This window comes from Vibrio sp. 661, from assembly GCF_033339315.1.
GTDB lineage: Bacteria > Pseudomonadota > Gammaproteobacteria > Enterobacterales > Vibrionaceae > Vibrio > Vibrio alginolyticus.
In genome coordinates, this window is sequence record NZ_JAWOUJ010000001.1 from 694,753 (window position 1) to 707,697 (window position 12,945).

Genomic DNA, 12,945 nt, shown 5'->3' on the forward strand with positions numbered 1-12,945 from the left:
AAGTTTTTTAGCATAAAATTCAACTAAATCTATAAATTTGACTTATTTATATAATTATTGTCCAATCTGGTTCGACCATTAAGGAGGATTTATGGCAAAGCGTAAAATCAGTCCTCAACCGAGTGGCTCACAACATGAGACCGACTTCGGCAGAGGTGAAATCAAAGACAACGCGTTAAAAGCGGTTGTTACCAGTCAGCTGTTCCAAACACGAGTCGTTAAAGCGAAAAAAGGTAAAGGTAGCTTCAGCCGTAAAATGAAGCATAGAGGCAAAGAGCCCTATTCAAAGTTCTCCCCAAGGTGGATTTTGAATAGGGCTTTTTTGTTGGTACTAGGTGTTTGCAAAACTGATGATATTCAATTTTTAGTACCAGATAAGTTTTCCTAATTTATCATGTACTGCTTCAACTGCTTCAACTGCTTCAACTGCTTCAACTGCTTCAACTGCTTCAACTGCTTCAACTGCTTCAGCGAACTAGGCGTTGAAAGTACCAATTAAGTACTAAAACTTACTAAGTTAGATTCATATCAATAAGCGTCACTTCCTGTCTTATGCAACTCTACTATATCTTTAGTCTAATCAAACAGCCGAGATTATGGTTTAAAAAGACTGGTGAGAAGTAGGTATGTCATCGACGAGTTATGGTACTTATGGTTGCAAATGTAAAAAAGCGTGTGCTTCTTTATTACTACTGTGGCTGTCCATTTGTCCGATGGCGCATGCACACAAGTCAGAGTCTCATTCTTTAATTGTTGCTAACTCCAAAGCGTGGAAGCCGTTCTCTTACCTTAGCCCAGATGGTGAACCTAAAGGTATTTTAATCGACTTTTGGAAAGAGTACGCGGTGAACAACCAAATCGACGTTCAGTTTCTCCTTTTGGATTGGGATGCTTCTTTGCAAGCCGTAAAAGAGGGTAAGGCTGACTTTCACGGAGGACTTGTCTACTCGCCCGAAAGGGCGAAGTATATGGACTTTGGCGCAGTCATAATGCCTATCCAAACCAAATTGTACGTAAATAAAGATGTACTTTCGGTTGATATCAGGAGTGTTTTAACTGGCGAAATGACGCTGCCAATTGGCGTTGTTAAAGGAAGTTACGAGTCTGAGTTTGTTCAGACGAATTATCCGAATGCACCTATCGCAGAATACATTAACAATGATTCGATGATACAAGCCGCCGTCGATAAAAAGGTGCTGTACTTCGTTGCGGACCTGCAAGTTGCTAACTTTTATATGGCAACCACGCCGGGAGCGGGTATGTTTGTCCCGACAATTAGCTTATATAGTAAAGATCTTCGGATTGCAGCAGGAATGCACAGTGCAACTTCCATTTTAGAGGTATCACGAGCGTTTGAAAAAGTCATCGATACGGATCGTGAGCGGATCCTCACCCGTTGGAGTCTGGTGAAAACGGTTTATCCACTTTATCTTTTCCCTATTGCTATTTTCATTATGGCGGTCGCAACGCTTTATCATATTTTTGCCCTCAAACGTATGGTTGCTCTTCGGACAAGGCAATTAACGATTGCCAATCAGCAATTGCTAGAGATGACGTTGACGGATTCTCTCACAAAGCTATACAACCGTAGACACCTGATTGAGCAATTGGCGCTACTGAATCATTTGAAGCGAAACTTAACGGTGATGGTGTTTGATATTGATGATTTTAAATCAATCAATGATCGATATGGCCACCTTGCTGGAGACCGAGCAATAGTTGCCATCGCAGAAGCCGCTAAGTCGATGACTGATGACCGAATGACATTGGCGAGAATTGGAGGAGAAGAGTTCGCACTCGTTACGTCTTCTCTGTCAGAGCGAGAAGCGCTCAATTTTGCCAATATGCTTTGTAAAGCCGTTTACGATCAGCCTGTTATACTGGGCGGACAAGCAATTCATTTGAGTATCAGTTTGGGCTGTGCTTACTATCCTGAGTTTACCCACATCGTGAGCTTGCAAGATGCTGACGAGTTGATGTATCAAGGTAAGTCTGAAGGAAAGAATCGTGCAGTTTTCCAAGTTATAACAGACTGTCAGCTTCTACCTGCGCTTCGTCAAGTGAATTAAGCTAATTCAACTGATACTTCAAACCATCCTCAAGCCTCAAAGTTTTAGTCAGAGTAAGGTGGTAAGCGTTGACGATCACGTTGCGTTGTTTTCTTTGAGGCCAATTTGCGTACAAATACTTGCACTCTCATATATATAAACCCCCGCCTGCTCACGTTTTTATCATAGAAGCAGTAATTGTTTTAAAGTGATAAGTGATTTCTTGGTAAAGATCAGAACCCCTGTCTACACTCAGTGTAAAGTAATGCATATAAAGCATGATGCATACGGTGTTGTACAAAAACAATTAAAGAAGATAAGAAATAAGTTGGCTTGAGAAGGACGGGGAATGAACAACGAATGCTTTGCTAGGTTCCGAGCTGTCACGGATGAACTGTCAATGAAAGAATCGTTGTCAGTTGGGAAAGACCCTTATGCTCACTATCTCAAAGATATTGTGGGCATTGATTTGTTGTCTCGTGAAGAGGAGTTGCATTACGCCAAACTTAATCGAGCTGGTGATGAAGAAGCGCGCGAAATGTTGATTGAGTCTAATCTTCGACTTGTTGTGAAAATCGCAAAAGGTTACCTCAAACGGCCAGGTAATAACTTTACTCTGCTCGATTTAATAGAAGAAGGTAACATTGGTTTGATAAAAGCGGTCGATAAGTTCGATCCTGAGCCAGGCTACCGTTTTTCTACTTATGCGGTATGGTGGATTCGCGAGAATATAGAAGCGGCATTAATGAACAATGGCCGCACGGTACGTTTACCTGCTCATGTGTGCAAAGAGATAAATAGCCTGGCTTTAAAAAAGCTCGATGCGTCAAAAAGTGAGAGCAAGGAGTTGTCTATTTCTGAACTCTCACGCTGCTCAGGGGTGAAAGCAGAGCGCATAGATGAACTTGTTGCTCTAAGTGGTTTTATTGATGTATCGACCACGGCGGACCTACATCGTGTTCCATTTGTTCTTGAACTGTGTGAAAGTGAGTATACGCCAGATCCACAACAAGACTGTGAAAACCAGTGCTTTACTCAAGCTATTGAAAATATTATTAAAACTTTGCCAACTAAGTTGCAGAAAGTCTTGATCCATCGATTCGGATTATTTGACCAGAGAGTGAAAACCTTGTCGGAAATAGGCCTGTTATTAAACGTATCTAACGAGCGTGTTCGTCAGATGCAGATAGAGGCGGTTGAACGCGTGCAGAAACGTCTCCGATTCGATGGTTGGGTTTAAGATTTTTAGCCCCTTATCCTAGCCGATTAATTTACTGGCTTGCTACTCTGTTCTTCCGTAAGTAACAGCAGCTCAAGCTGTGCTTTAGCTGCTGCCTCCAATCTCCATACACTCAATAATCGGTTAAGTGCTGCGCGATAAGTGCGACTTTTGAGTAAAAAAGCGAGCGTACTTGTGTAGTTGTTTACGACTTGCGCTTGTGTCTCGACTAATGCGGTTTTGTTTTCGATGTCGATGTGTTGAAGGTTAAAGTCAGGTAGAAACGCAGACTCATACCATACCTCTACAATTTCACGAATTTCGAGTTCTTCTTCAGGCACATCGAAGTCTTGTAACTGGTAGTTTTCTGGTATTGTTGATAAATAAACCACATCCAATTTGTCTGCAACAAATGTATACATCGGATTCCTTAGTGTACGCGCTTACAGAGTAAATAGTCTCATCGTTTACATTTTTGTCAATGACCGTGCTCAAGTATGAATGATGAACCACACCACATTCCGAACTTAACTTAGACTTTTTAAGTACTTATCGGTTAACCCGAAATATTTCAGGTTGCCATCTGGCTCCAAGACTAAGCTCATGTTGGATGTAGAGATCATGCCCGGATCATTCGTTGAGAAAATAACGGTCTTATTGAGTAGTTTGTCGCTAAATAACCGCTTGAAATAGTGGGAGTTTTCTTGCTCTGCACCATTAAATGGCTCGTCAATGATAATCAAAGATTGTTCGCAGTTGCCTAGCCCTAATGCGAGCCGCAGTCTTTGTTGAATACCATTTGGTAAACTTTTACAGATATCAACGCTCAATTGAGTGTCCAGGCCTTGTGGTAACCATGTATCGAGCTCAAAGAAACTCACCATTTCACGCATTTTTTCTGTTGGGGTTAATCCATTATGCAAGATGAAGTTAGTCTCCAAGGAGCCTTCAAAAATATGCAGGTTAAACGGGATGTAGTTAATCGAGGTTCGATAGCGGTAACTGTTGAACTGTTTGATGTTATAACCGTCCACCGAAACTGAGCCTTGATAGCGTTCCTCTAGCCCAGCGATAATAGAGATGAGCGTCGTTTTACCGCAACCTGTTGGTCCACAAATCACGACTTTTGCGCCCGGTGGAATTTTAAAACCAAGATTAGTTAAGCCTGTTGCCGCACCACTATAACGATGGCTCACACCAGAGCCGACGATACTACCTTGAAAGAGGCGAATAGGGGGGCTTTTCTCTAACGTTAGCTTATCGTCATTCATCGCCATAAGGTTGTTGATTTGCGCAGAAGACGCCTTAATGGATTGGAACTTAGAAATAGAGTTGTAGATGCCCATAATTGGCCCCAACGCCTTCCAGACTAAAATTACGGTAGCAAGCATTGCACCTGCATCGGAGGTGCCGTCCATCACGCCGATAACGGCCGCGACGATACTTGCGGTACCAATAACCTGAATCAAACTCCCGCCTGCTGCCTGAACCCTGCTATTAGTCACTGAAACATGTTCTGCATCGTTGGTGCTTTGTAAATGCGATGCGCTAAAGCGGGACTGGATAACACGCAATAATGGCAAGCCTTGGATGGTTTTTATACCACGAAGAATCTCATTCCATTGGTAAGAAACCATGGCGTTGGCGCGAGAGCTCTTGGACGTGGCTTGCGAGTAGATGTAACGAGAATAAACACAGAACACCAACATTAGAATCAACCCCGCCATAACGACTAGCGCCGCGGTACCAGACATAAGAGCAATGGCAATAATGAATACGATAACAAACGGCATGTCGAAGTAGCTTAATGTTGACTCTGCGGTTACCAAACGGCGGAACGTGTCGATGTCTTTCAAACGCGCTAACTGAGAAGAGACACCTGCGGTGGATGTCATCGAATAAGGAAGCCACAACAGTTTGGATATTACGTTTTGAGAAATATGCACCGCCAAATCCTTTCCTGATGTGGCGATGATGTTGACCCGCATTTTCTTGAAAAAGTATTCCGAGAACCCAACAATCACAGCAAATAACGTGAGCCAATAAAGCGTGGCTTGCGAGCTAGAGGTTAAGGCGAAGTTGTACACACTCATAATAAAAAAGGGCTGGAGTGCGCCGAGAATGCTGACCACGAAGCTGAGAATAATCAGGCTTTTGAGTTCATTGTTGTAGCGATAAAACGCGTATTTAATCCAGTTACTGCGGTCTTGAGATTCAGGTGGCGGTTCTCGGAATAAGCGGGAGTATTCGCTGATCGAGACCAACAAGCACGGCTTCTTGCAGAGCGGGTATTCAATGGTGTTGTTATTTGTGTAATCAAACAGGATCAGTTTGCCGTCTTTAGTGCCCAAGAAAATCGCAGTGAGGTTTTCTATCTCGATAAAACAAGGATGAGGATGCCCCTCGATGTGCTCCAACGTTTTTAGTTTGGTGACGTCACAACGGTAACCAAGGCGTTCAATCGTAGCGATAAAACTGTCGCTGTCTTTTGGTTTGGGGATAAAAGCGTCGCTGAGGATAGGAGGTGTGCCTTCCCATTCAAGCGCTATGAGGGTGTAAGCTAAACCACGAATCAAAGGTGACTCATTGTATCGCTCGTCATAACTGCGAGCCTCAAAGTCCAACAAGCGCTGAGGGACATTATTAAAATCAACCAAAATACTCATTGGTCACCTCCGGTAAGTTTGACGCGTTTGAGGCGATGATTGAGTTTGTCCATCTTGTTGCTGACGATGATGAGGATTTTGTCGTTGGCGCGATAGGCGGTACTGGTCAAAACCAATCGAGCAAAGTCGTCATCATAAACACAGTCGATGTCGTCGAAGATCAACACACGTTTGTTCGCAAGTAAGGCACGCACCAGCAACAAGGCATAAGCGACTTGGCGTGAGAATGGGTTGCGTAAATGTCCTTTGAGCTCGGTGTAAAAACCCGCGGGAAGGGCATCGATTTGTGCTTTGATGTTCATGGTTTCGCAAAGCGCAAATGCGGTGTTATTTAAGCTCGGGCGGAAACAAGTCAGGTTGTCGATGATGGTCCCTTCGACGAACGAACTGGTTTTGTCCACCATGAGCACGCTATTACGCCAGACGTTGTAGTTGACATCATCGAGCGGTGTCTCGTTGATTTGGATATCGAGCTTGCTGTCGGTGTTTTGCCGCGTAATGCAATTGGCGAGGTGGGTTTTACCTGCGCCGCTTTTCCCCGTCAGCAAGTAAGCCTGACCGCGTTCAAACTCAATGCGTTGTTTTTCCGAATACTTCACCGAGATGCGCTCGACTTCCGTCGTGTCGTTTTGTTGTTCTATAGATGCAGCAAGCTCAAGCAGCTCGGCGATACGTTGAATATGAAGCTTGTTCAACTCCCATCGACTCACCGTGCGCATTACTTGCTGGTATGGCGCGAAGTAGCGGTTGGTAAGCATGATGATGGCAGCCATGATGCCTTGGCTCGATTGCATGTTGATAACTGCCGTTGCCAAAACCACCACCACACAAGCGATGGAGAGCTGTTGTATGAGCGACAAGATAAGGTTGAAGTTTGATTCAATTTGCTCGTATTTGATGTTCTCGACTTCACGTTCTTCCACCATTTGTGTCATCAAGCTCTCAACGCGATATTCCATATTGCGCGCTTTGATATCGAGTGGGCTAGAGATGATCTCGATGATTTTAGAAGTAGTTAAGCCTTCGATGTCGGATTTGTTTTCTAAGCTGTTGATTTTCTGCTTGGAAAGACTGAGTGCGAACACCGCCAAAATGATGGAGGCGAGCAAGATGGTCACTCCCGCCCAAATGTTGATCACACCGATAATCAGAATGGTCAGTATGCTGACGGCAAGGTTGATCAATGCCCGTACAGATTCTCCGCCAAAGAAGGATTTAATCTCTGGAATGGTCGCAATACGCTCTAGGTATTCACCGGGTTCTAGACGACGAAACTTCGATATCTCAGCCAAACAGATTGATTGAAACACCTTGTTGGTTAAGTTGGTTTCGAATTGCTTCATGATCACCGACGAAATCTTCTCTTCCTGATTCTTTAAGTGATAGTCGAGGAAGATGGTGATCAAGATAATGGCAAACAGAAGAAACAGCGTGTCTTTGGCTTGGTTAGGTAAAACACGGTCAAAGATAATTAGAATCGAAAAGGGCAGTACTAAACCAAACAGCGTCGAGATGACCGTTGAGAAAGTCAGGTAACATTTGTCAGCAAAGTTAATCTTTTGGGAAAAATACTCAGTTTGCATTGCGACCTCCTTTCTTAATCGATGGTTTGGAGAGAAGGTGTTTTGGAACTAAGTCTTGATTGCTTCTGCCTTCGATATCGCTCATTAATTGCATGATGCTTTCGATGGATTGCACCGACAGCATGCCTTTGATTTGCTCAAGATTGATCGATTCAATGATGTAGTCATAACGCGCGCTCTCGTAATCACGTAGCGCGCTAAACAGTTTACTTTCCGCGGCCAGTAAGTCGGTAATGGTTCGCGTGCCAAGTTGGTAGGCGCGTTGAATGCCTTTGTAGGAAGCGTAGTTGGCACGGATGATGTTCTCGTAACTGCTAATAGCGCGGGAGAAGTCATTAATGTTGAGTACCGAGGTGTTAACGCTATTGCGTGTCGCGAACAATGAATCTTGGTACAGCAGCTCGGTTCGCTCGATGGCAGTCGACGATTTTTGATAACCGTAGTAATCCGAACCGCCGGAGAAAATTGGCACATTCAAGTTCAACCCGACGCTGGTCGAGTTACTGTCCCCTGTTGCGGTTGGGTCGGTTCGGTCATAGTTGTTCGCATCGTCGTAACGGTAACTGGCAGAGAGCGATACGGTCGGCACAAAGTTTGAACCGCTTTCTTTCAAGCCTCTTCGGCTGCGCTCGACGGTTTTCTTCGCAACCAATAAGTCGTTATTGAGCTTCAAAGCTTGTTCAAGAATCTCACGTTGTTCGGATTCGCTGATTTCCGCCAAGGGCACGCTTTCGTAGATGTCCTGTGATGGGGTGACTGGGTATTGAACTTGAATCTCTAAACCGTTCAAAATTACGCGCCGGTCTTTCTCTAAGGTTCTTAAGCGATTGGCAATGCCTTCTTTCTGGGCAATTACCTCATACAACTCGCTCGCCGCAGTGTTGCCAAGTTCCACGTTGCGACGCATTTGGCGCTCACGTGTTTCAGACGATTTAAGTTCTACTTGGGTGGCTTTGATTTGCGCGTTGTTTTTGAGGTATTCGAAATATTGCGTCGCGATTTCAGAAATGGTGCTCTGGATTTTGTTCTCGTGTTTGATTTCTTCAATGTTGAAATCAAGCTTCGCGGTGCCGTATTTGAAGATGTCGCCAAGGTTAAACACCGATTGCGATAAAGACACGCTGTAGCTATTTGAGTTGTAGCTTGAACGTTTATCTGGTGTTCCCGTTAATATGGTCTCGTTTTCATTCCATGTTGTATCAGCGGCACCGTTTAAAGAAGGCAGGAACTTAGAACGGCTAATGTCGATGTTGTATTCGTTTTCTTCCACGCCTTTGTCACTAGCGCGCAGAGATAAATTGTTTTCCAAGCCGAGTTTGACCGCCTCAAGCAAGGTGGTCGCCATTGCCGAAGGAGCATTGCTCAATGTAAGCGCTGCCAATACGCAGCTAGTTAAGTTTCTGTACCGCCACATACTTGTTGATCACCTTGATGATTTCGTCGTTTTTATAAGGTTTGCTGATCACGTAATCCATTCCAGCTTCGATACAAGCTTGGTGTTCATTACTGCTGGTCAATGCTGTCGCGCCTATGATGGTGCAAGGGTTTTGTCCGCTCTCTTGTTCGTATTGTCGAATGCGTTTGGTTGCTTCAATACCGCCCATGCCAGGCATGATGCAGTCCATAAAAATGATGTCCGAGCGCTGATTCATGAAGTGCTGAACAGCGTCTGCGCCATCGCCAACGGTGTCGGCTTCGTATTCTTGCTTGCTCAAAATACGTTTGAGTAGAATCTGTTGAACACGGTCATCTTCCACAATCAGGAATGAGCTGTTCTCCATCTGATCTTCTGAGGCTTCCGCTTCCATGATTGCTAAAAGATTGGGGATAAACTCATACGGAATCGCAGGGGAGTTCAGAATCTTGTCGGCAAAGGTATGGCTCTCTTGCGCTTGCTGAGTGCTAGTGACCGAGAGCAGCAACTTGGTGTTCGGGTGATTGCGCAGTTGCGATTTCACCGTTTTGCTCAGTGAGGGCAGCTTGTTTGGCTCGAACGTGTCGGTCAGCATGATGGCATCGTATTCGCCAAAGGTTTTTGCCGCAGAGAAGAGTTCGTTCGGCGTTCGAATTGGCGTAATCTCTAAGCCCAAGTTGACTAACATTTTGCTCATCACATCAATGCGCAGCTGAGAGTTGGCACACAGTAATAGGCGCTTATTGTCGAAGCGAGTTTTCTCGGTGTGGAAGCTTTTGGCTTTCAAATCGAGCTGAATTTGAAAACGTTCCTGATTGCCCGATTGATACCAATGGCTCTCGTAATAGCCATAATCTTTCAACACGCTTTTCGCCAAATCGTCTTTGGTTGCAGTGTGCTGTTTATGGTCGCTCCAGTGTAGGGTATTGAGCTTGGCAAGCGGCACATCCAGCGTGGTTAAGAAGTTTAGATTGATGGTCAGGCGGGTATTTTCAATGTCTGACGCCGCACCTGATTCAATGGTGACAAACAGTTTCTTGTCGGCTTTGAGTTGGATGGCATTTGATAGCTGAAGGAACAACACCCAGAATAAGCTGGTGGATTGTCCTTCAACACGGTTTGGTAAGTTATCTGAGATAAAGCAGTCTAGCTCACCTTCATTTCGCTGCACTTTTGAACTGATGTGAATCATCAATTCAGACAGTACATTCAGCAGTGAAAACTCTTTCGATTTGCTCTCGGTCCCTTGTGAAATGAGTCGGTTGTAGTTCTCTGCCAATTCAGACAGGGTATTGGCAGCCGAGGTTATATCTTGCGCCATCAACACTCCGCTCTCATCGGTCTCTTGAACGAGATATTGCACGCCGCCGTTAATGGTGTTGGTGATGCCACGAATCTCGTAACCAATCAGAGCATAGAGCTGCTTGTAGAGATCGTTATTGCGTTTTTGCTCTTCGAGTTTGCTGAAAATCAGTTTTAGGTGTGAGTAGATCTGACGCTGCTTAGGATTGATGCTCACTTCATTCAGCAACTCTTCCAACCTTTGTAAATCCAGTAGTTTGAGTTCTTGATAAAGCTCATCGAATTCTTGGTCAATGTCACGCTCATTCGAGCTGGATTTTTTCAGTTTAAGGATTGCCACCAAGTTCGATAGCACTGCGATACCAACCAGTACGACAACGACCACAAACAACCAAATGAAGAACTCGTTTTTCTCCATCATTAGGTCACTCGCATGGTTGTTAAATATGGTCCGGTAGTTGTCGTCCATTTGTAGGTAGTTATTGGTGAGCGAGAGGTACAGTGCCAACACATCGTCGCGTGTTTTTTGGCTGTCTGAGAAGCGATTGATTGCCAGTTCAAGCTGCGTGTATTCGGTCGCGCCCACCAAGCTAAACTCGGTTTTGTTGAGTGACGCGAGCGACTTAAATTGGTCAATTTCGTCTTTCAGAACCTCAAAATCAAGCTCTGTTGTACTGCAATAACGCGCGCTTAAACAGCGTTGAAGCGTTTGAATATCAAACTCGATAGTTTGGTTGAGCTGTTGAGCTTGAACCAACAGAGGCGCGTTTTGCACTTTCTCGACTGAATCCACTTTTTCCCAAGAGATATACAAATAAAAGGCGAGGGCAGCCAGCATCAAGCTGAAAGCGATGCTTAGGCGCATAACAGGAACGGAAATATTGTAAGAAGGTTTGCTACTCATCCATCACCTCTCATCGAATGCGTCTTCGATAGCCGACATAACCGGCTTCGCTGCGTATTCGATCACCCGGCGTGAACCTGTTTTCACGTCTGCGGTAAACTCCATATAAGGGGACAGCTTGTATTGTGTGCCTCCGCGCTCTAGATAGTTTTGACTGATTTGGATTTCCGCGAGATAGAATTCAGCGTCTTCTTCTTCATAAGAAGAACGGCTGATCGATGCAATTCGACCTTCCAAAAATCCGTATTTGGCAAAGTTGTAGGTATCCATCTTCACTTTGACCGCTTGTCCGATTTCTACAAAACCCATGTCTTTACGCGGGATCTTCGCCTCTCCGTGAAGGGCGTTATTGATCGGTGCAATGTCCGCGATGCTTTCACCTGGCGGTATCACAGCGGAGCGGAAATTGAAGTGCACTTTATCTACTACACCGTCAATAGGGGCGTAAACCACGAGGCGATCCACTTTATCTGAGTGTTGAGGACGTAATATACGTTTCAACTTTAAGTCCTTGTTTGCTTGAATGATTTGTGCTTGATACTCGGCATTACGATTCTCCACCAAGTCTCGGTACTGCTTCTCTAGTTTGTCGAGTTGGAAGCGCTCATTCATGACCGACTCATCAAGGTTTTCAATCTCACGCACCATGTTTGACTCTTGAACCTGCATATTCAGAACATCGACGTAAGACGCCATTTCCTCTTTGTACAAGGTGTTCTTAATATTGAGCTGCTTGCGTATTAAGGAGAGCTGGTTCTCGGAGCTTTTACGGCGCTTGAGCATTGAATCAATAAGCGAATTCTTATGTTGGATATCGTGAGTGATCAACTCTTCATTGGAACGGTTTTTAGAAAATTCTTGCTGCCAGGTATTCATGTTGACTTGCACTAATTCTGGGTACTTTTCGATGTAGGCAGAAAAATCGGGTTCCACCATATCGCGCAGGCTTTCGTAACGAATCTTGTCTAGCTCAAGCTGAATGATCTCTGTGTTTACCGTATCAAGTTGAGTGTTTCTATCCAGAGAGCGAAGGCGTGCAATAGGTTGACCTTCATAAACCACTTCGCCTTTGCGCACTAGCATTTCTTCTAGAATACCGCCTTCAAGGTGTTGCACTTTTTCGATGTCAGATTCGAGCAATAGCTCACCGCGCACCGACACCACAATGTCGATACGAGCCTGAGATGCCACGGCGATAGCCACCATGGAAAGCAAAAAGATAACCAGCAAGGTTTTGTGTACGCTGGTCATTGCACTGGCTAGCACGATTGTATCGTCTGCTGTTACCTTCGAAGCTTCGTTGTTCGAAACGAGTGCCTTTTTGAGGTGATGTTCTATTTGCTTATTACTCATGAGCCACCCCTACGATTCACTACCTGTGCGGCTATCGATTGAATTTTCGATTTTTAACAGCTGGCTAATTTGTTTGTTTACGTTGTTAAGCTCGGTTTTAACGTCCTCGATCAATTCATTAGGAGCAGGGAAATGGTGTTTGTTTAAGTGTTCAAGCTTTGCCAATTTTGGTGGTAAGTCGTCATCACATAACAAGACGAGAATGGTCTTTAGTCTTTTTGAATAACATCTGAGTGCTTCAAAACGGTTTTGTTTATGCAGCATCTCAATATCAATCCCTGCGTCACTGAAATCTTGGTAAAAATCGCCTAATAGCAATTGCAGCCCTTTATGGCTGTTGTCGACTGAGCGCAACAGATTTGTCATATTTATCATTATCCCACCGCACTAATTGCTTTAATGACAACAAGTAAGGATCTTTATACTGGGTTTTCAAATTTTTTTGTTTTTATGGAA

The 12,945-nt window shown here is 44.5% G+C and carries 10 protein-coding genes; 3 read left to right on the plus strand and 7 right to left on the minus strand.

Annotated features, from left to right (window positions below; all coding sequences use genetic code 11):
• The first annotated feature begins 91 nt into the window (after positions 1-91).
• The 3 genes from R7P69_RS03210 to R7P69_RS03220 all read left to right on the plus strand — a co-directional run bounded on the left by R7P69_RS03210 (position 92) and on the right by R7P69_RS03220 (position 3,288).
• Positions 92-388, plus strand: a complete 297-nt coding sequence (locus R7P69_RS03210) for an alternative ribosome-rescue factor A (RefSeq protein ID WP_017635870.1) — start codon at positions 92-94, stop codon at positions 386-388.
• A 238-nt stretch (positions 389-626) separates the two neighbouring features.
• Positions 627-2,069 (plus strand): diguanylate cyclase domain-containing protein, encoded by a 1,443-nt coding sequence (locus R7P69_RS03215; protein WP_238952543.1) that lies wholly within the window; start codon positions 627-629, stop codon positions 2,067-2,069.
• 328 nt (positions 2,070-2,397) lie between these two features.
• Positions 2,398-3,288, plus strand: a complete 891-nt coding sequence (locus tag R7P69_RS03220) for an RNA polymerase sigma factor RpoD/SigA (protein WP_017635872.1) — start codon at positions 2,398-2,400, stop codon at positions 3,286-3,288.
• 26 nt (positions 3,289-3,314) lie between these two features.
• On the opposite strand, the gene R7P69_RS03225 is transcribed toward R7P69_RS03220, so the two are convergent.
• The 7 genes from R7P69_RS03225 to R7P69_RS03255 all read right to left on the minus strand — a co-directional run bounded on the left by R7P69_RS03225 (position 3,315) and on the right by R7P69_RS03255 (position 12,867).
• Positions 3,315-3,689, minus strand: a complete 375-nt coding sequence (locus R7P69_RS03225) for a hypothetical protein (RefSeq protein ID WP_238952544.1) — start codon at positions 3,687-3,689, stop codon at positions 3,315-3,317.
• A gap of 105 nt (positions 3,690-3,794) precedes the next feature.
• A complete protein-coding gene (locus tag R7P69_RS03230) occupies positions 3,795-5,933 on the minus strand; it encodes an ATP-binding cassette domain-containing protein (RefSeq protein ID WP_238952545.1) in 2,139 nt (712 codons plus the stop codon).
• Positions 5,930-7,516, minus strand: a complete 1,587-nt coding sequence (locus R7P69_RS03235) for an ATP-binding cassette domain-containing protein (RefSeq protein WP_042521477.1) — start codon at positions 7,514-7,516, stop codon at positions 5,930-5,932. The genes R7P69_RS03230 and R7P69_RS03235 overlap by 4 nt, the downstream gene beginning before the upstream one ends.
• Positions 7,506-8,930, minus strand: a complete 1,425-nt coding sequence (locus tag R7P69_RS03240; protein WP_238952546.1) for a TolC family protein — start codon at positions 8,928-8,930, stop codon at positions 7,506-7,508. Before R7P69_RS03240 ends, R7P69_RS03235 begins: the two co-directional genes overlap by 11 nt.
• Positions 8,905-11,136 (minus strand): response regulator, encoded by a 2,232-nt coding sequence (locus tag R7P69_RS03245; RefSeq protein WP_238952547.1) that lies wholly within the window; start codon positions 11,134-11,136, stop codon positions 8,905-8,907. The genes R7P69_RS03240 and R7P69_RS03245 overlap by 26 nt, the downstream gene beginning before the upstream one ends.
• Positions 11,137-11,139: 3 nt before the next feature.
• Entirely contained in the window at positions 11,140-12,489 is a 1,350-nt protein-coding gene (locus R7P69_RS03250) for an HlyD family type I secretion periplasmic adaptor subunit (protein WP_033906830.1), read from the minus strand.
• 9 nt (positions 12,490-12,498) lie between these two features.
• Positions 12,499-12,867: a hypothetical protein gene (locus R7P69_RS03255; RefSeq protein WP_031777210.1), complete on the minus strand. Its 369-nt coding sequence runs from the start codon at positions 12,865-12,867 to the stop codon at positions 12,499-12,501.
• Positions 12,868-12,945: the final 78 nt, after the last annotated feature.